The sequence below is a fragment of the Pseudomonas sp. MWU13-2105 genome, from assembly GCF_023242315.1.
Taxonomy (GTDB): Bacteria; Pseudomonadota; Gammaproteobacteria; order Pseudomonadales; family Pseudomonadaceae; genus Aquipseudomonas.
In genome coordinates, this window is record NZ_JALLIY010000030.1 from 18,020 (window position 1) to 37,985 (window position 19,966).

At 62.1% G+C, this 19,966-nt stretch carries 17 protein-coding genes; 11 read left to right on the forward strand and 6 right to left on the reverse strand.

Features of this window, described 5'->3' with window-relative positions:
- The 3 genes from flgC to flgE are packed head-to-tail and all read left to right on the forward strand — an operon-like array spanning nucleotide 1 to nucleotide 2,533.
- Nucleotides 1–444, forward strand: coding sequence for a flagellar basal body rod protein FlgC (gene flgC, locus M5B96_RS30735; RefSeq protein ID WP_248800754.1), 444 nt, complete (start codon nucleotides 1–3; stop codon nucleotides 442–444).
- Nucleotides 445–459: 15 nt separating this feature from the next.
- Entirely contained in the window at nucleotides 460–1,188 is a 729-nt protein-coding gene (gene flgD / locus M5B96_RS30740) for a flagellar hook assembly protein FlgD (RefSeq protein WP_248800756.1), read from the forward strand.
- Between the two features lie 31 nt (nucleotides 1,189–1,219).
- A complete protein-coding gene (gene flgE / locus M5B96_RS30745) occupies nucleotides 1,220–2,533 on the forward strand; it encodes a flagellar hook protein FlgE (RefSeq protein WP_248800758.1) in 1,314 nt (437 codons plus the stop codon).
- A 286-nt stretch (nucleotides 2,534–2,819) separates the two neighbouring features.
- On the opposite strand, the gene M5B96_RS30750 is transcribed toward flgE, so the two are convergent.
- Nucleotides 2,820–5,720, reverse strand: coding sequence for a ribonucleoside-diphosphate reductase subunit alpha (locus M5B96_RS30750; protein ID WP_248800760.1), 2,901 nt, complete (start codon nucleotides 5,718–5,720; stop codon nucleotides 2,820–2,822).
- A gap of 734 nt (nucleotides 5,721–6,454) precedes the next feature.
- Here M5B96_RS30750 and M5B96_RS30755 point away from each other — a divergent pair.
- Together M5B96_RS30755 and M5B96_RS30760 are read left to right on the forward strand one after the other, a co-directional pair.
- Entirely contained in the window at nucleotides 6,455–7,177 is a 723-nt protein-coding gene (locus M5B96_RS30755; RefSeq protein ID WP_248800762.1) for a winged helix-turn-helix domain-containing protein, read from the forward strand.
- Nucleotides 7,174–8,784 carry an ATP-binding protein gene (locus tag M5B96_RS30760; protein ID WP_248800764.1) on the forward strand — a complete coding sequence of 537 codons (1,611 nt, stop codon included), beginning with the start codon at nucleotides 7,174–7,176 and terminating at the stop codon, nucleotides 8,782–8,784. The genes M5B96_RS30755 and M5B96_RS30760 overlap by 4 nt, the downstream gene beginning before the upstream one ends.
- 87 nt (nucleotides 8,785–8,871) lie before the next feature.
- Here the strand turns inward: M5B96_RS30760 and M5B96_RS30765 are convergent, their stop codons facing one another.
- Both M5B96_RS30765 and M5B96_RS30770 read right to left on the reverse strand, forming a co-directional pair.
- The gene (locus M5B96_RS30765; protein ID WP_248800766.1) at nucleotides 8,872–9,597 is read right to left on the reverse strand and encodes a 4'-phosphopantetheinyl transferase family protein; all 726 of its coding nucleotides are present in this window, start codon (nucleotides 9,595–9,597) and stop codon (nucleotides 8,872–8,874) included.
- 28 nt (nucleotides 9,598–9,625) lie between these two features.
- Nucleotides 9,626–10,417, reverse strand: coding sequence for a dienelactone hydrolase family protein (locus M5B96_RS30770; RefSeq protein WP_248800768.1), 792 nt, complete (start codon nucleotides 10,415–10,417; stop codon nucleotides 9,626–9,628).
- A 208-nt stretch (nucleotides 10,418–10,625) separates the two neighbouring features.
- On the opposite strand from M5B96_RS30770, the gene M5B96_RS30775 reads away from it, so the two are divergent.
- Both M5B96_RS30775 and M5B96_RS30780 read left to right on the forward strand, forming a co-directional pair.
- The gene (locus M5B96_RS30775; RefSeq protein ID WP_218227751.1) at nucleotides 10,626–11,303 is read left to right on the forward strand and encodes a response regulator; all 678 of its coding nucleotides are present in this window, start codon (nucleotides 10,626–10,628) and stop codon (nucleotides 11,301–11,303) included.
- Entirely contained in the window at nucleotides 11,300–12,646 is a 1,347-nt protein-coding gene (locus M5B96_RS30780; RefSeq protein WP_248800770.1) for an ATP-binding protein, read from the forward strand. Before M5B96_RS30775 ends, M5B96_RS30780 begins: the two co-directional genes overlap by 4 nt.
- A 15-nt stretch (nucleotides 12,647–12,661) precedes the next feature.
- On the opposite strand, the gene M5B96_RS30785 is transcribed toward M5B96_RS30780, so the two are convergent.
- On the reverse strand, nucleotides 12,662–13,660 hold the full coding sequence (locus M5B96_RS30785; RefSeq protein ID WP_248800772.1) for an AraC family transcriptional regulator: 999 nt from the start codon (nucleotides 13,658–13,660) through the stop codon (nucleotides 12,662–12,664).
- A 333-nt stretch (nucleotides 13,661–13,993) separates the two neighbouring features.
- On the opposite strand from M5B96_RS30785, the gene M5B96_RS30790 reads away from it, so the two are divergent.
- Both M5B96_RS30790 and M5B96_RS30795 read left to right on the forward strand, forming a co-directional pair.
- A complete protein-coding gene (locus M5B96_RS30790; protein ID WP_248800773.1) occupies nucleotides 13,994–15,325 on the forward strand; it encodes a dicarboxylate/amino acid:cation symporter in 1,332 nt (443 codons plus the stop codon).
- 146 nt (nucleotides 15,326–15,471) lie between these two features.
- Nucleotides 15,472–16,653, forward strand: coding sequence for a CaiB/BaiF CoA transferase family protein (locus M5B96_RS30795; RefSeq protein WP_248800774.1), 1,182 nt, complete (start codon nucleotides 15,472–15,474; stop codon nucleotides 16,651–16,653).
- A gap of 56 nt (nucleotides 16,654–16,709) precedes the next feature.
- On the opposite strand, the gene M5B96_RS30800 is transcribed toward M5B96_RS30795, so the two are convergent.
- Together M5B96_RS30800 and M5B96_RS30805 are read right to left on the reverse strand one after the other, a co-directional pair.
- Nucleotides 16,710–17,204, reverse strand: a complete 495-nt coding sequence (locus M5B96_RS30800) for a SprT family zinc-dependent metalloprotease (protein WP_248800775.1) — start codon at nucleotides 17,202–17,204, stop codon at nucleotides 16,710–16,712.
- A 134-nt stretch (nucleotides 17,205–17,338) separates the two neighbouring features.
- Nucleotides 17,339–17,941 (reverse strand): Yip1 family protein, encoded by a 603-nt coding sequence (locus tag M5B96_RS30805; protein WP_248800776.1) that lies wholly within the window; start codon nucleotides 17,939–17,941, stop codon nucleotides 17,339–17,341.
- 394 nt (nucleotides 17,942–18,335) lie between these two features.
- Between M5B96_RS30805 and ttcA the strand changes: the two genes are divergently transcribed.
- Together ttcA and M5B96_RS30815 are read left to right on the forward strand one after the other, a co-directional pair.
- Nucleotides 18,336–19,160 (forward strand): tRNA 2-thiocytidine(32) synthetase TtcA, encoded by an 825-nt coding sequence (ttcA, locus tag M5B96_RS30810; protein ID WP_248800777.1) that lies wholly within the window; start codon nucleotides 18,336–18,338, stop codon nucleotides 19,158–19,160.
- Nucleotides 19,161–19,832 (forward strand): DNA-3-methyladenine glycosylase I, encoded by a 672-nt coding sequence (locus tag M5B96_RS30815; protein WP_248800778.1) that lies wholly within the window; start codon nucleotides 19,161–19,163, stop codon nucleotides 19,830–19,832.
- Nucleotides 19,833–19,966 lie beyond the last annotated feature (134 nt).

Consider the following 19,966-nt stretch of genomic DNA (forward strand, 5'->3'; position numbering starts at 1 on the left):
ATGTCCCTAGCCAGCGTTTTCAACATTGCCGGTACCGGCATGAGTGCCCAGACCACTCGCCTGAACACCGTCGCCAGTAACATCGCCAACGCCGAAACCGTCTCGTCGAGCATTGACCAGACCTATCGCGCCCGGCATCCGGTGTTCGCCACCATGTTCCAGAACGGCCAGGGCCAGACTGACAACTCGCTGTTCCAGAGCCAGGACGGGGCGGGTGCCGGCGTTCAGGTCATGGGGGTGGTCGAGGACCCCAGCAACCTTGAAGCCCGTTATGAGCCGAACCATCCGGCGGCTGACGCCAACGGGTATGTCTATTACCCGAACGTCAACGTGGTTCAGGAAATGGCCGACATGATTTCCGCCAGCCGTTCGTTCCAGACCAATGCGGACATTATGACCACCGCCAAAACCATGATGCAGAAGGTCCTGACCCTCGGTCAGTGATAAGGGACGATTCCTATGACGGTTTCCAGCACTTCGTCGAGCGGCAATTCGACACTTGATACGATCATTGCCAACTCCCAGAAGGCGAGCACCGGCAGTACTGACGCGCTGGGCAATGCCATCAGCAGCGCCGCCGGCGGCCAGACCCTGGGCAAGGACGCGTTCCTGCAACTGCTGGTGACCCAGCTGAAGAACCAGGACCCGCTCAACCCTCAGGACAACAGTGCCTTCGTCGCACAGTTGGCGCAGTTCAGCAGCCTGGAAGGTATCCAGACGCTCAACACCAGCGTGAACAATATTGCCGGTTCCTTCACCTCGTCCCAGGCGCTGCAGGCCTCGTCGATGGTCGGGCGTTCGGTCATCGTGCCGACCAGCCAGGCGGTGGTTGATACCAGCAAGACCTTCAGCGGCACGGCAGTGATTCCGAGTTCCGTCAGCGACGCGACGGTGAAGATCACCGACTCCAGCGGCAAGGTGGTCAGAACCCTGACCCTGGGCTCTGAGCCGGCGGGCAATGCGGCCTTTACCTGGGACGGCAAGGACGATTCGGGCACCTTGCTGGCCAGTGGCACCTACACCTTCAATGCCGCCGCGACGATCAGCGGCACGTCGACGGCGCTCACGACCAACCTGCCGGCCACGGTCAGCAGCGTGACCCTGGGTCAGAACGGCGGTGAAATGATGCTCAACCTGGCGGGCCTGGGCAGTATTGCTCTGTCCAAAGTCCAGACCATTGGCCTGTAAGAGCCGACCAACACGAAGTAAGGAGTGAACCATGTCTTTCAATATCGGTTTGAGCGGTCTCTCTGCGGCCAGCAAGCAACTTGACGTCACCGGCAACAACATTGCCAACGTCAACACCACCGGCTTCAAGAAGTCCCGTGCGGAATTCGCCGACGTGTATTCGGCGACCAAGCTGGGCACCGGCGCCAAGACCATCGGTAACGGTGTGAACCTGGCCAACGTCTCGCAGAACTTCGGCAACGGCGGCATGGACAGCACCGGCAACGTGCTGGACATGGGCGTGCAGGGCAACGGTTTCTTCGTCCTGAGCAGCAACGGCTCGCTGAGCTACACCCGTGCCGGTACCTTCAAGACCGACAAGGACGGCTACGTCACCAACACCGACGGCACCGCGAAGCTGCAAGGCTTTGCCGCCGATGCCAACGGCAACATCATTCCGGGTGTGCTGACCAACCTGCGGATCGACACCTCGAACCTGTCGCCGCAGACCACCACCAAGATCGGTTCGACGATCAACCTCGACTCCAAGTCGACGCCGATCACCGTACCGTTCGATGTCACCCAGACCTCGACTTATACCAAACCGTTCAGCACCACCATCTATGACACCCAAGGTAATGCCCACTCCCTGGACCAGTATGCGGTCAAGACCGGTGCCAATACCTGGAACGTCTATTCGTTGATTGACGGTCGCAACCCTGATGGCACGGCGCCGACGGTTACAGTGCCTCCTGCTGCGCCAGCAGCCCCCGATCCTGTGCCTGTGCCCGTGGTATTTGACTCCGCGGGCAAGTTGCAGAGCATCGGCGGTATTGCTGGCCAGACCAGTATCGTGGTTACGGGTTGGATTCCTGGTGGGATGGTCGGTGGGGTCTGGACGCCGAACAAGGCTGGTGCGAACGCTGCGGGCATTGCCGTCGACTTTTCGAAAACCACCCAGTACAACGCCGATACCGCCCGTAGCGCCATCACCAACGACGGTTATGCCACCGGCCAGATCACTGATATCACCATTGATGCCACTGGTGTGATCTCCGCCAACTTCAGCAACCAACAGCACAAGGCGATCGGCCAGGTGGCCCTGGCCAGCTTCACCAACGAGCAAGGCTTGCAGGCGGTCGGCGGCACCAGCTGGAAGGAGACTTTCTCGTCCGGTCAGCCGGCCTTTGACGGCGGTACGGTCGGTACCAACGGTTCGATCCTTTCCGGTTCCCTGGAAGCTTCTAACGTCGACCTGACCAGTGAGCTGGTGGACCTGATCAAGGGCCAGAGCTACTACCAGGCGAACGCCAAGACCATCTCCACCCAAAGCACCATCATGCAGACCATCATCCAGATGGCGTGATACGGCTTAGCTGAAAATGCTTGGCAAGAGAGCCCCTTGAGTGGGGCTTTTTTGTGCCTGTGATATCGGCGGTACAGGTCTCTCTCCCGAACCTATTGCTGCTGCGTGAGGATCTTGCCGGCGACATCAATCCTGTAGGAGCCAGCAAGCTGGCTCCAGGGGATGTGGCAGGCCACAGAAGCTGGGCCGCGCGCCGATTTACACCACGCAAAAGAAAACCCCCGCCAGGCCCAAGGCCTGACGGGGGTTTCTCAACCCGCGCGGTAAGGCGCGGGTCTGGCTCAGCTTATTGGCAGGCTTCGCAATCCGGCTCGTCGATCGCACAGGCCTTCGGCACTGGCGCCGGGCCGGCTGGCGCGGTAGGGGCCGCCAGGACCGAATCGTCGCCGTGGTTGCCGCCGCTGGAAACAGCGTTCAACTTACCGGTGTTGATGGTCGACTTCTCGGTGCTGGTCGCGGCCAGGGCACGGAGGTAGTAGGTGGTCTTCAGACCACGGTACCAGGCCATGCGATAGGTCACGTCGAGCTTCTTGCCCGAAGCGCCGGCGATGTACAGGTTCAGCGACTGCGCCTGGTCGATCCACTTCTGGCGACGGCTGGCGGCATCGACGATCCACTTGGTTTCCACTTCGAACGCGGTCGCATACAGCTCCTTGAGCTCTTGCGGAATGCGTTCGATCTGCTGCACCGAACCGTCGTAGTACTTCAGGTCGTTGATCATCACCGAGTCCCACAGGCCGCGAGCCTTCAGGTCGCGAACCAGGTACGGGTTGATCACGGTGAATTCGCCCGACAGGTTCGATTTCACATACAGGTTCTGGTAGGTCGGTTCGATCGACTGCGAAACGCCAGTGATGTTGGCGATGGTCGCGGTCGGTGCGATGGCCATGATGTTGGAGTTGCGAATGCCTTTCTGCACACGGGCCCGAACCGGTGCCCAGTCGAGGCTTTCGGTCAGGTCGACATCAATGTACTTCTGGCCGCGGGACTCGATCAGGATCTGTTGCGAATCCAGCGGCAGGACGCCTTTGGACCACAGCGAACCCTGGAACGTCTCGTAGGCGCCACGCTCGTCGGCCAGGTCGCAGGAGGCCTGGATCGCGAAGTAGCTGACCGCCTCCATGGACTTGTCGGCGAACTCGACGGCGGCATCCGAACCATACGGGATGTGCTGCAGGTACAGCGCATCCTGGAAGCCCATGATGCCCAGGCCGACCGGACGGTGCTTGAAGTTGGAGTTCTTCGCTTGCGGCACCGAGTAGTAGTTGATGTCGATCACGTTGTCGAGCATGCGCACGGCGGTGTTCACGGTGCGTTGCAGCTTGGCTTTGTCCAGTTGGCCGTTGACGATGTGGTTTGGCAGGTTGATCGAGCCCAGGTTGCAGACGGCGATCTCGTCCTTGTTGGTGTTCAGGGTGATCTCGGTGCACAGGTTCGAGCTGTGTACCACGCCCACGTGCTGCTGCGGGCTGCGCAGGTTGCACGGGTCCTTGAAAGTCAGCCATGGGTGGCCGGTTTCGAACAGCATGGAGAGCATCTTGCGCCACAGGTCCTTGGCCTGGACGACCTTGAACAACTTGATCTTGTTGTACTCGGTCAGGGCTTCGTAGTACTCGTAGCGCTCTTCGAAGGCCTTGCCGGTCAGGTCGTGCAGGTCCGGCACTTCCGATGGCGAGAACAGGGTCCACTTGCCGTCATCGAAGACACGCTTCATGAACAGGTCGGGGATCCAGTTGGCGGTGTTCATGTCGTGGGTACGACGACGATCATCACCGGTGTTCTTGCGCAGCTCGATGAACTCTTCAATGTCCATGTGCCAGGTTTCCAGGTAGGCACAGACCGCGCCCTTGCGCTTGCCGCCCTGGTTGACCGCCACGGCGGTGTCGTTGACCACTTTGAGGAACGGCACGACGCCCTGGGATTTGCCGTTGGTGCCCTTGATGTACGAGCCCAACGCGCGCACCGGGGTCCAGTCGTTGCCCAGGCCGCCGGCGAATTTCGACAGCATGGCGTTGTCGTGGATCGCGCCGTAGATGCCCGACAGGTCGTCCGGTACGGTGGTCAGGTAGCAGCTCGACAACTGAGGACGCAGGGTACCGGCGTTGAACAGGGTCGGAGTCGAGGCCATGTAGTCGAAGGACGACAACAGGTTGTAGAACTCGATGGCACGCTCTTCGCGTTGCTTCTCTTCGATCGCCAGGCCCATGGCCACGCGCATGAAGAAGATCTGTGGCAGTTCGAAGCGCACGCCATCCTTGTGGATGAAGTAACGGTCGTACAGGGTCTGCAGGCCCAGGTAGGTGAACTGCTGGTCGCGCTCGTGGTTGATCGCCTTGCCGAGTTTTTCCAGGTCGAACTCGGCCAGGACCGGGTTCAGCAGTTCGAATTCGATACCCTTGGCGATATAGGACGGCAGGGCCTTGGCGTACAGCTCGGCCATTTCGTGGTGGGTGGCGCTGTCGGCCACTTCCAGGAAGCTCAGGCCTTCGGCGCGCAGGGTGTCCATCAGCAGGCGGGCGGTGACGAAGGAGTAGTTCGGCTCGCGTTCCACCAGGGTCCGGGCGGTCATCACCAGGGCGGTGTTGACGTCTTTCAGGGCCACGCCGTCGTAGAGGTTCTTCAGGGTTTCGCGCTGGATCAGATCGCCGTCGACTTCTTCCAGGCCTTCGCAGGCTTCGCTGACGATGGTGTTCAGGCGGCCCATGTCCAGCGGCGCGACGCTACCGTCGGCGCGGGTGATGCGGATCGACGGGTGAGCGTTGACCGGCTCTTCGGAAGGCGCGCGGATGGCGCGTTCCTTGGCCCGCGAATCACGGTAGATCACGTAGTCACGGGCGACTTTCTGCTCGCCGGCACGCATCAGGGCCAGTTCGACCTGGTCCTGGATTTCCTCGATGTGGATGGTGCCGCCCGAAGGCATGCGGCGTTTGAAGGTCGCGGTGACCTGTTCGGTCAGGCGGGCAACGGTGTCATGGATGCGCGACGAGGCGGCGGCGGTGCCGCCTTCAACTGCGAGGAACGCTTTGGTGATGGCGACGGTGATCTTGTCATCGGTGTAAGCAACGACAGTGCCGTTACGCTTGATCACGCGCAGTTGGCCCGGCGCGGTGGCGGACAGATCCAGATTCGAATCGGCGGCCTGCGGCACAGTGCCTTGCGGGTTCTCGCGAGTTGTGTCGGTTTGCATGGGTGTCTCCACGTTCTCTATGTTTGTTTGGGCACCACGAGGGCGCCCACCGTTCTGTCCTGAAGCACTACAACCGAGCGATGTCGGGCATAACCCCTTCGGGACAGAGGAAGAGGGCTTTCGGGCGCCGCTTCCATGCCGAAGTTTGCAAAAGCCGCGGGTCGTTGACCCTAGGCTGTATTCCTGATGGGTGACAGTTTTGTCCTGCAACACCCGTACCGTTTTCCCACGCAAGGGGGAGAACGGTTGCCATCCGCGTATGCGGTTTGGGCTTTCAAATCGGTGTTTAGTTCAACCCCGCGGATGCAAGAAAAGAGCTTGAGTTCCTGACGCGAAATGTGGTTGGGGATTTTGGGCGAAAACCCTACATGTTGGGTTTTTTTATTGCCGAGATACAAGATAATGCGTTTTGGGGGCCGATTGCAACGTGCTACCTGTGGATAAATCTGTGCGCAATTTGTGTATGAAAGCTTGAAAACGCGTGTAGGCCGCGGCAGGCCGGGATTGCACCGCCCGTCATTGTTTTTTACCGCCGCCAACTCCCCGCGCGGATTTTTGCGGGCGCGAACCCTATCACAAAAAAAACCCATGACCGAGCGCCAATCCAGGCATGTGTGCGAGGGCCAGGTCGTTGCTACAATCGACCGGCCCTAGCCTTTCTATATCCGCCAGAATCATGACAAAAAGACGGGCGGATTCTTTCAACGCTGAACATTCGCACGCAGAGGTCGCCCGTGGAGCAAGCCTGGCAGGTATTGATAGTCGAAGATGACCAGCGTCTGGCCGAGTTGACCCGTGAGTACCTGGAGAGCAATGGTTTGCGGGTCTCCATCGAAGGCAATGGCGCCCGGGCCGCCGCGCGGATTATCGCCGAGCAGCCGGACCTGGTGATTCTCGACCTGATGCTGCCCGGCGAGGATGGCCTTAGCATCTGCGGCAAGGTGCGCGAGCGCTACGACGGGGTGATCCTGATGCTGACCGCGCGCACCGACGACCTCGACCAGATCCAGGGACTGGACCTGGGCGCCGACGACTATGTCTGCAAGCCGGTGCGCCCACGTCTGTTGCTGGCGCGGATCCGCGCGTTGCTGCGGCGCGGCGAGCCGCTCCAGGGGCCTGCCGGGGAAAAGGTCCGGCGCCTGCAGTTCGGCCCGTTGCTGATCGACAATGCCTTGCGCGAGGCCTGGCTGAGCGGGGCGGGGATCGAGCTGACCAGCGCCGAGTTCGATCTGCTCTGGCTGCTGGTGGAAAATGCCGGGCGGATTCTTTCCCGCGAAGAAATTTTCAGTGCCCTGCGCGGTATCGGCTATGACGGCCAGGACCGCTCCATCGATGTGCGTATTTCGCGTATTCGCCCGAAAATCGGCGATGACCCCGAGCACCCACGTCTGATCAAGACCATTCGCAGCAAAGGTTACCTGTTCGTCCCCGAAGCGTGCGCAGACCTGCCGTCGTGAACTCGATCTTCCTGCGCATCTACGGCGGTATGTGCGCTGCGCTGGTGTTGGTGGCGTTGCTCGGAGTCCTGGCCTTGCACCTGCTCAACCAGGTGCGTGGCGAGCAATATCGCGAGCACCTGGCCCATGGCACCTTCTCGCTGATGGCCGACAACCTGCGGCCGATGAACGAAATCGAACGTCGCCGGGCCCTGGCGGTGTGGGAACGCTTGCTGGGTATTCCATTGGTCTTGCAATCGCTGGCCGATGTGCACCTGGATCTCGGGCAGCGGACCCGGGTACTGCGCGGCCAGGCCCTGGTGGAGCAGACCGGGCCGTATGCGGCGAAGATCTATCGGCTGGTCAGCGATCCGGAGCAGTTGGTGCTGACGGGTGAGGTCCAGCAGATCAGCGAGCAGTTGGCCCGGGCGACCATCTACCTGTTGGCCGACGAACTGGTGCGCTACCCGGATGCCGAGCAGCCGGCACGCCTGGCGGCGCTCAAGCATGACAAGGGCTTCGGCTTCGACATGAAGCTGGTCACCCTGGAGCAGGCCGATATGGATGAGGACCAGCGCCGGCGGATCAGCGAAGGCGACACGGTCATGGCCCTGGGCAAGGGCGGCGATTCGATCCGGGTGTTTGCCGGCCTGTCCGGTACGCCCTGGGTCCTGGAAATCGGCCCGCTGTATCAGATGAATCCCTACCCGGCGCAATGGCTGGTGTTGATTGCCGTGCTGGGCCTGAGCCTGATCGGCCTGATCGTCTACCTGCTGGTGCGGCAGTTGGAGCGGCGCCTGCGCGGGCTGGAGTCGGCGGCCACGCGCTTGGCCCAGGGCAATCTGGAAACCCGCGTGCCGGCCAGTGGCGCGGACTCCATCGGGCGCCTGGCGGCGGCATTCAATGGTATGGCCGAGCACCTGCAGCGGTCATTGATGATCCAGCGCGAACTGGTGCGAGCGGTTTCCCACGAGCTGCGCACCCCGGTGGCGCGCCTGCGGTTCGGCCTGGAAATGATTGGCGATGCGCAGACGCCCGAGGCCCGGCACAAATATATGGAGGGCATGGACGGCGATATCCAGGACCTCGACCGGCTGGTGGACGAGATGCTGACCTACGCCCGCCTGGAGCAAGGTACCCCGGCGTTGAACTTCCAGCGGATCGACCTCAGTGCCCTGGTCGACCAGGTGATCGGCGAATTGGCGCCGTTGCGGGTGGAGGTGCGGGTAACGCGCGGGCCGTGCTTTCCGCAGGCCGGCGGCGATGAGGTGTGGGTCGAGGCCGAGCCGCGTTACCTGCATCGGGCCCTGCAGAACCTGGTCAGCAACGCGATGCGCCACGCCCAGTCGCAGGTCTGCATCAGTTACCAGGTTGGCCCCTTGCGCTGCCGGGTGGATGTCGAGGACGACGGCCCCGGAGTGCCGGAAAGTGCCTGGGACCGGATCTTCACGCCATTCATGCGCCTGGATGACAGTCGGACCCGGGCCTCGGGTGGGCATGGCCTGGGCTTGTCCATCGTACGGCGGATCATTCACTGGCACGACGGTCGGGCGCTGATCGGCAAGAGCCAGCTGCTGGGCGGGGCGTGTTTCAGCCTGAGCTGGCCGCGTGCTCAGGACAAGAGCTGAGCCGAGGAGGCGTCGATCATCGACTTTGTGATCGACCGGTTTCCCCTGTAGGAGCCCGGCAAGCCGGGCTCCTACAGGGGATCGCGTTCAGCTTGGGATGGCGACCAGGCTCAGCAATTGCCCGTCGTGCACGCCGAACTGTGCCTGCAGTTGCGTGCCGTTGCACCATTCACTGGACAAGTCGGTCAGTAGGCGCAGGCGCACCTGGCCACTGATATCCCACTCGAGCACTTCGGCATGCTCGAAATAAAAGCGTTTGCGCACCAGCGGATAGAGCGCCTTGAACAGGCTTTCCTTGACCGAGAAGGTCAGGGTCACCAGCAGCGCGATCTGCTCGCTGGAGCCCGCGGCCATGCGTTGCAGCTCGGCCGGGATGAGGATTTCGCCGGCCAGGCGCTCGGCCCGTTCACTGCTCAGCAGCTCTTCCAGGTCCATGCCCAGGCCTTGCCAATGGCGTTTTGGGGCGACGATGGCGGCGGCCCGACCGCTGCCGTGGGTGATCGAACCGCTGACATGGGCCGGCCAGATGGGCGCGCGGTCTTCACCGATGGCCGGCACGCTGTCGGTACCGTCCAGTTGCCGCAGGGCCGCGCGGGCACAGAGGCGCCCGGCGAGGAATTCGGCTTGGCGCTTGGCTACAGAGCGTTGAATGCTCGCCGGCGGGTCGATGCGGCTGCGCTGGAAATCGTCCGCGACGAGCTGCGCTGGGTTGAACCGGGTGCTGAGCAAGACGCAATGCGGCACGCCCTCGGGCAACGGCCAGCGGGCGTCGAGGGGCGTGCAGCAGGCGGGCAGGGCAGGAAGGCTGTTCATGCCCGGTATTTTGCCGGGCAAGCTGGGATCAGCCAAAGATTTTCTTCAGGAACGCCTGCATATCCGCCCATGAGCTTTCATCGGCGGCCTTGTTGTAGCCGATATCCGGGCCACCATGCTCGCCGTGGCTCAGGCGATCCGCGTCCGGGTTGGTGAAGCCGTGCTTGGCGCCTGCCAGGCTGACGAAGCGGTAGTCGGCGCCGGCCTTGTCCATTTCCGCCTTGAATGCGCTGACGTTTTCCGGTGTGACCATGCTGTCCTTGGCGCCATGCTCCACCAGGATCTTCGCCTTGACGCTGCCCGGCGTGGCCGGTGTGTTGGTCGCCAGGGCGCCATGGAAGCTGACCACGCCGGCCAGCGGCACGCCCTGGCGCGCGGCGTTGAGGACCACGCCACCGCCGAAGCAATAGCCAATCGCGGCGAGTTTGCCCGGGTCGGTCTGCGGCTGCTTTTTCAGCAGGTCGAGCCCGGCCTGGAAGCGCGCGCTGGAGGCCGTGCTGTCGCGGCTCGCGGCCTGCATGAAGGCCATGGCGTCTTTCGGGTGTTCGGTGTTCTTGCCCTCGCCATACATGTCGATGGCCAGGGCGCTGTAACCGAGGGCGGCGAGGTCGCGGGCGCGGCGCTTGGCATAGTCATTGAGGCCCCACCACTCGTGCACCACCACCACGCCTGGCCGGGCACCCTTGATCGCGTCATCATAGGCCAGGTAGCCGATCATCCGCGTGCCGTCGGGGCTCTGGTAGGGGAGGGTCCGGGTCTTGATCTCAGCCTGGGACAGCGTGCTCAGGGTGAGTAGAAAAACAGCCAGTAGCAGTCGCATCGCAGGTTCTCCAGCAAAAAAGACAATACCGACCAAGCCTAGTCGATCCAATGTGTTCAGGGGGAGTTCAGGGCTACCTGTTTACTCTGTATCAATGATGATGCGCGAATCTGCCGCTGGCTGGCCGGCCGTGTCTTTCATGAAACACTTTGGTGGAACTGAGTTACCGTTATGGGCGAAGCGATGCCGGTAGCGTTGGGAGAGCACTATGAAATTGCTGGTGGTAGAAGACGAGGCGTTGTTGCGCCATCACTTGCAGACCCGCTTGAGTGACAGTGGTCATGTGGTCGAGGCGGTGGGCAATGCCGAGGAGGCGCTGTACCAGACCGAGCAGTTCCATCATGACCTGGCGGTGATCGATCTCGGCCTGCCGGGCATGGGCGGCCTGGACCTGATCCGCCAGCTGCGCTCGCGCGGCAAGGTCTTCCCGATCCTGATCCTCACCGCGCGCGGCAACTGGCAGGACAAGGTCGAAGGTCTGGCCGCCGGTGCCGACGACTATCTGGTCAAGCCCTTCCAGTTCGAGGAACTGGAAGCGCGGATGAATGCCTTGCTGCGGCGTTCCAGCGGTTTCACCCAGTCGACCATTACCGCCGGCCCCCTGCTGCTGGACCTCAATCGCAAGCAGGCCTCCCTCGACGAGCAACCCCTGGCCCTGACCGCTTATGAATACCGGATTCTCGAATACCTGATGCGGCATCACCAGCAGGTGGTGGCCAAGGACCGCCTGATGGAACAGCTGTACCCGGACGATGACGAGCGTGATCCGAATGTGATCGAAGTGCTGGTCGGGCGCTTGCGGCGCAAGCTGGAAGGGCCGGTCGGGTTCAAGCCGATCGACACCGTGCGAGGCCTGGGCTACCTGTTCAACGAGCGCTGCCGGTGATTCGTTCGCTGCGGGTGCGGCTGATGCTGGCCGCCACCCTCCTGGCGATATTGTTCATGCTGGCCTTGCTGCCGGCGATGCAGGGGGCCTTCAGCCTGGCGTTGCAGGACTCCATCGAGCAACGCCTGGCCTCGGACGTGACCACGCTGATTTCCGCGGCGCGCATCGAAAAACAGAAGCTGCAGATGCCCGATCTGCTCCCCGACGAGAAATTCAACCTGCCCGACAGCCGCCTGCTGGGTTATATCTTTGACCGCGAGGGGCGGCTGGTCTGGCGTTCGCGGGCGACCCAGGAAGAACACATCAATTACCGCCCGCGTTATGACGGGCGCGGCAATGAGTTCGCGAAAATCCGCGAGGACAACGGCAACGAATTCTTCGTCTACGACGTGGAGGTCAAGTTGCTCGGCGGCAAGAGCGCCGCCTACAGCTTTGTCGCCTTGCAGCCGATGCGCGAATACAACATGACCCTGGCCGGCCTGCGGGAAAAACTCTACCTGGGCTTCGGCGCGGCGTTGTCCGTGCTGCTGGCCCTGCTCTGGCTCGGCCTGACTTGGGGCCTGCGTGCCCTGCGCCGGTTGAGTCAGGAACTGGACCAGATCGAGAGCGGCGAGTTGGAAAGCCTCAGCGAGGAGCATCCGCGGGAACTGCTGCGCCTGACCGGCTCCCTCAACCGCCTGCTGCGCAGCGAGCGCGAACAGCGCAGCCGTTATCGCGATTCCCTGGACGATCTGGCCCACAGCCTGAAAACCCCCCTGGCGGTGCTGCAAGGGGTCAGCGAAGGCATGGCGCAGCGGCCCCAGGATCGCGAACAGGCCAGGGTCCTGCAGAGCCAGATCGAACGCATGAACCAGCAGATCAGCTACCAGTTGCAGCGCGCCAGCCTGCGCAAGAGCGGCCTGGTCCGGCATCAGGTCGAGTTACGCCCGGTGCTCGACAGCCTGTGCAGCACGCTGGACAAGGTTTATCGCGACAAACAGGTCTCGGTGGTCATCGACGTGCCGCAATTCAGCCATGTGCCCATCGAGCAGGGCGCCTTGTTGGAACTGCTCGGCAATCTGCTCGAGAACGCCTACCGGTTGTGCCTGAGCCAGGTGCGGGTCAGCCTGCGCCGGGGCTTGCAGGGCATCGAGGTGTATGTCGAGGACGATGGGCCGGGGGTCCCGCCGGACCAGCGTGCACGGATTCTGCAGCGCGGTGAGCGCCTGGACCGCCAGCACCCCGGCCAGGGCATCGGCCTGGCGGTGGTCCAGGACATTATCCAGAGTTACGACGCCGAGATGACCCTGGGCGATTCGACCCTGGGTGGCGCATCCTTCCGCATTCATTTCCCGCCACAATAACCGTCGGGGCCGTTTCTACAGTTCCTGGGCCCGATAGGCGCCGGGGGTCAGGCCGGTCCACTTCTTGAAGGCCCGGTGAAAGGCCGAGGGTTCGGAAAAACCCAGCTGTTCGGCGAGCTGTTGCAACGACAGTTCGCTACGGCCGAGGTGGTAGATGGCGATGTCCCGCCGCAATTGATCCTTGAGCTCCTGAAAACTCGTGCCTTCCTCGCGCAAATGCCGGCGCAGGGTCTGCGGGCTGCTATGCAGATGCTGGGCGACGGCTTCCAGGTCCGGCCAGCGACTGGCATCCCGACTGAGCAGGCGCCGCAGCTGGCTGCTCAGGCTGTCGCCGTCGTCGGGGCGGGCCAGCAGGTCGGCGGGCGCGCGCCCAAGGAACTGCTTGAGCGTGCGTTCGTCCTGCTGCAACGGCATGCCCAGGTACCGGCTGCTGAACAGCAGGCTGCTGCTGGCGGCGTCGAAGGTCAGCGGGCAAGGAAACAGCAGGTCGTATTCACTGGCATGCCCGGGCCTCGGGTAGGCGAAGCTCGCTTCGAGCAGGCGAATGCGCTGGCCGATCAGCCAGCTGGCCAGGCGGTGCCAGATCACCAGCAGGCACTCGCTGAGAAAGTGATCCGGGTCCCACAGGTTCGATGCGTCCAGGCTCAGGCGCACGCAGTCGCCTTCACGAGCAAGCCGCAGGCGCGGCGCATCGGGAAACAGGCTGTAGAACAGCAGGCCGCGGTTCAGGGCTTTTTCCAGCGTCGTGCAATGAATCAGCGCATGCATCATCATGGCGAAGGTGCCGCGCTGGCAGCGGCCCTGGCCGAACCCCAGGTATTCGTCGTCCAGCTCCCGCCAGAGCCCTTGCAGCAACTGGGTGAACTGCTCCGGCGCCAGGCGTGCCCGCGGTTCGTCGAGCCACTGCGCGGCGATGCCCAGCCGTTGCAGCAGTGGCGCACAGTCGTGACCCTGGCGACGTGCCCCTTCCAGGGCGGCGCGGGCGAAATGGCTGGCGATGCTGCGTTCACGCATGGGGCGGTTCCGTCCATTGAGTGGTCGATGTTAGTCACGGAACTGACGCCGGGACAAGGCGGATATCCGCCAAATCCTCGGGTGCTTTGGGGTGGATGGGCGGAAAACCGCCATCTATGCTGTAGGGGGGATGGCGCGATAAACCCCGCCAGGCATGATGGCTAAAGGCTTTGCCGCTATTCTGCAAAAGTGGCACGAGCTTTGCGAAGAGTAAGAGGTCTGCCCACGCAGTTCGACAAACAACAAAAATCCCTCCGGTGCAGGAGGGTTCGTGCTTCAGGTCCCATGACCGCTGATGGATAACGGGCGTGTGATCTCTTGAGGAACTTTGCAATGACGACTCGTCAGCCACTGTACAAATCCCTGTATTTCCAGGTGATCGTAGCCATCGCTATCGGCATCCTGCTCGGCCATTTCTACCCACAGACCGCCGTGGCCCTCAAGCCACTGGGTGACGGCTTCATCAAACTGATCAAAATGGTCATTGCCCCGATCATCTTCTGCACCGTTGTCAGCGGCATCGCCGGCATGCAGAGCATGAAAGCGGTCGGCAAGACCGGCGGCTATGCGCTGATGTACTTCGAAGTGGTTTCCACCATCGCCCTGCTGATCGGCCTGGTCGTGGTCAACGTCATCCAGCCGGGTAACGGCATGCACATCGACGTGGCCACCCTGGACGCTTCAAAAGTCGCCGCCTACGTCACCGCGGGTGCGGACCAGAGCGTGGTTGGCTTCATCCTGAACGTGATCCCGAACACCATCGTCGGTGCCTTCGCCAACGGCGATATCCTGCAAGTGCTGATGTTCTCGGTGATCTTCGGTTTTGCCCTGCATCGCCTGGGTGCCTACGGCAAGCCGGTGCTGGACTTCATCGATCGTTTCGCCCACGTGATGTTCAACATCATCAACATGATCATGAAGCTGGCGCCCCTCGGTGCGCTGGGTGCCATGGCCTTCACCATCGGCGCCTACGGCGTGAGCTCCCTGGTGCAACTCGGCCAGTTGATGATCTGCTTCTACATCACCTGCATCCTGTTCGTGGTGGTGGTGCTGGGTGCCATCTGCCGTGCCCACGGCTTCAGCGTGTTGAAACTGATTCGCTACATCCGTGAAGAGCTGCTGATCGTACTGGGGACTTCCTCCTCGGAATCGGCCCTGCCACGCATGCTGATCAAGATGGAACGCCTGGGCGCGAAGAAATCGGTAGTCGGCCTGGTCATCCCGACCGGTTACTCCTTCAACCTCGACGGTACCTCGATCTACCTGACCATGGCGGCCGTGTTCATCGCCCAGGCGACCGACACCCACATGGACATCACCCACCAGATCACCCTGCTGCTGGTGCTGCTGCTGTCCTCCAAAGGCGCCGCGGGCGTGACCGGTAGTGGCTTCATCGTCCTGGCGGCGACCTTGTCGGCCGTAGGTCACCTGCCGGTGGCCGGCCTGGCACTGATTCTCGGTATCGACCGCTTCATGTCCGAAGCCCGCGCCCTGACCAACCTGGTGGGCAACGCCGTGGCGACCCTGGTGGTCGCCAAGTGGGTCAAGGAACTGGACGAAGACAAGCTGCACACCGAACTGGCTTCCGGTGGTCGTGGCATTGAAGACGAACGCGTAGAGGACGACCTGGGCGTAGCCGAAGGCCCGGCGCCAAGCGTCAAGTAAGCTTCAGCGGTCATCAGAAAACCCATCTACGGATGGGTTTTTTTATGCCTGGGCATTTATGTCAGGAGCGCTGAGCGTTGGAGTGCTTGCCGCCGGAGGGTGGGCTGCCTACCCTGGAGCCTGTCGATCTGGAAGATGGAAAGCCCATGCACGGTCCGCTGGCATCACTCAAGGTACTGGATTTCTCGACACTGTTGCCGGGGCCGTTTGCCTCGCTGTTGCTGGCGGATATGGGCGCCGCGGTACTGCGTATCGAGTCACCCGTGCGCCCGGACCTGTTGCGGGTATGGCCGCCCCACGACGGCGACGTTTCCGCCAGCCATGCCTGGCTCAACCGCAACAAGCGCAGCCTGGCCCTGGACTTGAAGCAGGCGCAGGCGGTGGCGGTGATCCATGAGCTGGTGCGCGAGCATGACATCGTCCTGGAGCAGTTTCGCCCCGGGGTGATGGACCGGCTGGGCCTGGGCTATGAAGCCCTGAAGGCGATCAACCCACGGCTGATCTACGTGTCGATCACCGGCTACGGCCAGACCGGCCCCTACCGTGATCGTGCCGGCCATGACATCAACTACCTGGCGTTGTCGGGGCTGGCCAGCTACACCGGGCGTCGGGAAGGCGGGCCGTTGCCCCTGGCGATGCAGGTGGCGGATGTGGCGGGCGGTTCGCTGCATGGGGTGGTCGGCTTGCTGGCGGCGGTGATCGCCCGGCAGCAGACGGGGTTGGGGCAGTACGTCGATGTCAGCATGACCGACTGCGTCTTCAGCCTTAATGCCATGGCCGGGGCCGGTTTTCTCGCTTGCGGGGTCGCGCCTGCGCCCGAGGGGCAGATGCTCAATGGCGGCAGTTTCTACGACTATTACCGGAGCCGGGATGGGCGTTGGTTTGCCGTAGGGAGCCTGGAGCCGGCGTTTGTGCGGCAGTTGTGCGGGGCCTTGGGGCGAGCGGAACTGGCGGCTCAAGGGCTGTCGTCCGAGCCGGGGACGCAACAGGCGTTGAAGGAGGCGTTGCAGATCGAGTTCGAAAAGCGTGATTTCGCTGAGCTGTGCGCGTTGTTTGCCGGGCTGGATGCCTGCGTCGAGCCGGTACTCAGCCTGGGCGAGGCGGTCGAGCATCCACAGTTGCAGGCCCGAGAGGTGGTGGTGCAGGTGCCGCGCGGCGATGGTAGTACGCAGGCGCAGATGGCCTGTCCGTTGAAGTTTTCCCAGGGCTTGCCGCCGCCCAGGCATATTGGCGCACGGTTGGGCGAACATGCTGATGAGGTGTTACGCGAACTGGGCTACAGCGAAGAGCGCATAGCGGTGTTACGAGAGGCGGGTGTCATAGCCTGATGTAGTGGCGCCTGTTCCATCGCTTTCGCGGGCAAGGCCGGCATCGCTTGGAAAACTTACTCCACTCGCATTTCACCGCTGAACACCAAGGTGTTTCGGCAGCGCCGGCACAGATAACGTCGCCCCTCGCCCACCAGCCGGTGACGCTGGCCGGAAAACGCAAAATCACTGTCGGCGCATGGGCAGCGGTAGATATAGCGCGTCATGCGACGGCGCTGGACTTCATAGGTGTGGCAGCGATTGGGCGGTAGTTCGTAGACCCCGCGCATGATCAACTGCCATTCCTCGCCATGGGGCTGGATACGTTCGCCGAACAATTGATGGGCGATCAGGTGCGCGACCTCGTGGGCCACGGTCTGCTTGAGGAAATCTTCGCGATTTTCCCGGTACAACTGCGGATTGAAGCGCAGCAGGTTTTCATGCAGATGCGCCACGCCAGCTTTCTGGCCGCGCAGCTTGAGGCTGACCACTGGACGCTTGAAAGGGCGTTTGAAAAAGGATTCGGCTTGTTGGAAACAGTCTTCGACGCGGGTCTTGAGTTGCTCGGGCATGCTGTACGGATCTCCAGAGAGGCGAGTATGCCGTAAACCCGGGGATTTCCGAATCCGCCAGGCGCCGAATGGTCGTGGCGCGTTAAAAGGCCGCCTTGCGGCGGCCCGTGTTGGCAGTTATGGCTTTGTTTTATTCAGTTGGTGTACACCGGGCCGACGCCCAGGCCCCAGACAATCACGGTAAAGGCCATGATCGCCACCAGCACCACCAGGCCGACGGCCAGGACGGAACTGGAGAACAGGAAGCCTTCGTCCGAAGGGATGTTCATGAAGGTCGGCAGGCCGACGTACAACAGATAGACGGTGTAGCAGATGGCCGCCGTGCCGACGATCATCCCCAGCCACATATGCGGGTAGAGCGCCGCGAGGCCGCCGACGAACAGGGGGGTGGCGGTGTAGGTGGCGAAGGCCACGCAACGGGCCAGGCTCGGGTTGGCGTCGTAGGTGCGGGCCATCCAGTGGATGAACGCGCCCATTACCGCCACGCCGCCGAGCATGGCGATGTAGGACATGAGGGTCATCCAGATAGCGCTTTCCTGGGTCAGCATCACCGGCGCGCGGTTGCCGATGACCCAGCCGATCCGGGTGGTGCCGATAAAAGCCGAAATGGCCGGGATGGCGGCCAGGATCAGGGTGTGGGTGAGGTACATGTGGCCGATGCTTTCCTCTGCGTCGCCACGGATTTGTCGCCATTCCTGATCAGGGTGGGTGAACAGTCCGACTACGTGATGGATCATGCCAGTCACTCCTTTTGTTATTGCCATCGCCCCCCGGTGGAGCGCCTGCGGGCCAAGTGGCCGAAGTCAGGTCTGGATTTATATGCGACCTTATGTCGCAGTATAGGGAGTGGGAGAGGCACGCTTTAGAGCAAATCGAACTGTCGGGCGGGGCTGTAATCGCATTGTCGTATTTGTGTACTGGACCTGTGAACCTCTGGAACCTTTAGAACCTGTGGGAGCGGTGCTTGCCCACGAAGCTCTTTAGCGTTCTCAAGGGCCTCTTCGCGAGCAAGCACCGCTCCCACACAAGCAGCCCTCCCGCCACGGAGTCTTCGCCTGTCGTGGGTTTATAGGTAAAATAATCGGCTTTTCGACACTCCTCGCGCGGATTTCAAGGGTTAAGGCAAGAGCTATGGGCACTCTTTCGGTCAATCAGAACAAACTGCAGAAACGCCTGCGCCGGCAAGCCGGTGAGGCGGTCGCCGACTTCAACATGATCGAAGAAGGCGACAAGGTCATGGTCTGCCTGTCCGGCGGCAAGGACAGCTACACCATGCTCGACGTTCTGATGCACTTGCAGAAAGTGGCACCGATCAAGTTCGACATCGTCGCCGTGAACATGGACCAGAAGCAGCCCGGTTTCCCCGAGCATGTATTACCGGCCTACCTGAAAGAGTTGGGCGTGGAGTACCACATCGTCGAGAAGGACACCTACTCGGTGGTCAAGGAGTTGATACCCGAGGGCAAGACTACCTGCTCACTGTGTTCGCGCCTGCGTCGCGGTACGCTGTACACCTTCGCCGACGAGATCGGCGCGACCAAGATGGCCCTGGGGCATCACCGCGACGATATCGTCGAAACCTTCTTCCTCAACATGTTCTACAACGGCTCGCTCAAGGCCATGCCGCCCAAGCTGCGGGCCGACGACGGGCGCAACGTGGTGATCCGGCCGCTGGCTTATTGCAGTGAGAAGGACATCCAGGCCTATTCGGATTTCAAGCAATTCCCGATCATTCCCTGCAACCTCTGCGGCTCCCAGGAAAACCTGCAACGCCAGGTGGTCAAGGAAATGCTCCAGGAGTGGGAACGCAAGACTCCCGGGCGTACCGAAAGCATCTTCCGCGGCTTGCAGAACGTCGTGCCGTCGCAATTGGCTGACCGCAACCTGTTCGACTTTACCCACCTTCGAATCGATGAGACCGCCGCATCGCGCTTCGTCAACGTAGTGAACCTCTGAATGCGCGACTACAAATGGTTGCACGAGTACTGCCTGAACCGCTTTGGTTCGGCCGCCGCGCTGGAGGCTGAACTGCCGGTGCCGGCCAGTCCGGGGCAACTGCGTGCACTGCCGGACGATCGTTATCTGTCGCTGATCGCCTTGCGGGTCTTCCGTGCCGGCCTCAAGCACAGCCTGGTGGATGCCAAGTGGCCGGTGTTCGAACAGGTGTTTTTCGGTTTTGACCCGGAAAAAGTGGTGTTGATGGGCGCCGAGCACCTGGAGCGGCTGATGCAGGACGCGCGGATCATTCGCCACCTGGGCAAGCTCACGAGCGTGCCGCGCAATGCGCAGATGGTGTTGGACGTGGCCAGGGAGAAAGGCAGTTTCGGCGCGTTGATCGCCGATTGGCCGGTGACTGAAATCACCGGATTGTGGAAGTACCTGGCCAAGCATGGCCATCAGTTGGGCGGGCTGTCGGCGCCGCGTTTTCTGCGGATGGTCGGCAAGGACACCTTCGTTCCGACCTATGATGTGGTGGCGGCGTTGAATGCGCAGAAGATCGTCGACAAGGTGCCCACCAGCCTGCGCGACCTGGCGATCGTGCAGGACGCGTTCAACCAGTGGCATGCCGAAAGCGGCCGGCCGATGTGCCAGCTGTCGATGATGTTGGCCTACACCACCAATCATTGAAACGCTGGACTTCCGTGGCGAGCGAATACCTGTGGCGAGCGGGCTTGCCCGCGTTGGGGCGCGTAGCGGCCCTGGAACCGCTGCTTGCGGTGTATCAGGTAGAGCGAGGTGCCTGATTTTACGGCTGCTTCGCC

Excerpts from the sequence above, each read along its gene's own strand:
- flgC (WP_248800754.1), top strand. The coding sequence starts at position 1 with ATGTCCCTAGCCAGCGTTTTCAACATTGCCGGTACCGGCATGAGTGCC.
- flgD (WP_248800756.1), top strand. The coding sequence starts at position 460 with ATGACGGTTTCCAGCACTTCGTCGAGCGGCAATTCGACACTTGATACG.
- flgE (WP_248800758.1), top strand. The coding sequence starts at position 1,220 with ATGTCTTTCAATATCGGTTTGAGCGGTCTCTCTGCGGCCAGCAAGCAA.
- M5B96_RS30750 (WP_248800760.1), bottom strand. The coding sequence starts at position 5,720 with ATGCAAACCGACACAACTCGCGAGAACCCGCAAGGCACTGTGCCGCAG.
- M5B96_RS30765 (WP_248800766.1), bottom strand. The coding sequence starts at position 9,597 with ATGAACAGCCTTCCTGCCCTGCCCGCCTGCTGCACGCCCCTCGACGCC.
- M5B96_RS30770 (WP_248800768.1), bottom strand. The coding sequence starts at position 10,417 with ATGCGACTGCTACTGGCTGTTTTTCTACTCACCCTGAGCACGCTGTCC.
- M5B96_RS30775 (WP_218227751.1), top strand. The coding sequence starts at position 10,626 with ATGAAATTGCTGGTGGTAGAAGACGAGGCGTTGTTGCGCCATCACTTG.
- M5B96_RS30785 (WP_248800772.1), bottom strand. The coding sequence starts at position 13,660 with ATGCGTGAACGCAGCATCGCCAGCCATTTCGCCCGCGCCGCCCTGGAA.
- M5B96_RS30790 (WP_248800773.1), top strand. The coding sequence starts at position 13,994 with ATGACGACTCGTCAGCCACTGTACAAATCCCTGTATTTCCAGGTGATC.
- M5B96_RS30795 (WP_248800774.1), top strand. The coding sequence starts at position 15,472 with ATGCACGGTCCGCTGGCATCACTCAAGGTACTGGATTTCTCGACACTG.
- M5B96_RS30800 (WP_248800775.1), bottom strand. The coding sequence starts at position 17,204 with ATGCCCGAGCAACTCAAGACCCGCGTCGAAGACTGTTTCCAACAAGCC.
- M5B96_RS30805 (WP_248800776.1), bottom strand. The coding sequence starts at position 17,941 with ATGATCCATCACGTAGTCGGACTGTTCACCCACCCTGATCAGGAATGG.
- ttcA (WP_248800777.1), top strand. The coding sequence starts at position 18,336 with ATGGGCACTCTTTCGGTCAATCAGAACAAACTGCAGAAACGCCTGCGC.
- M5B96_RS30815 (WP_248800778.1), top strand. The coding sequence starts at position 19,161 with ATGCGCGACTACAAATGGTTGCACGAGTACTGCCTGAACCGCTTTGGT.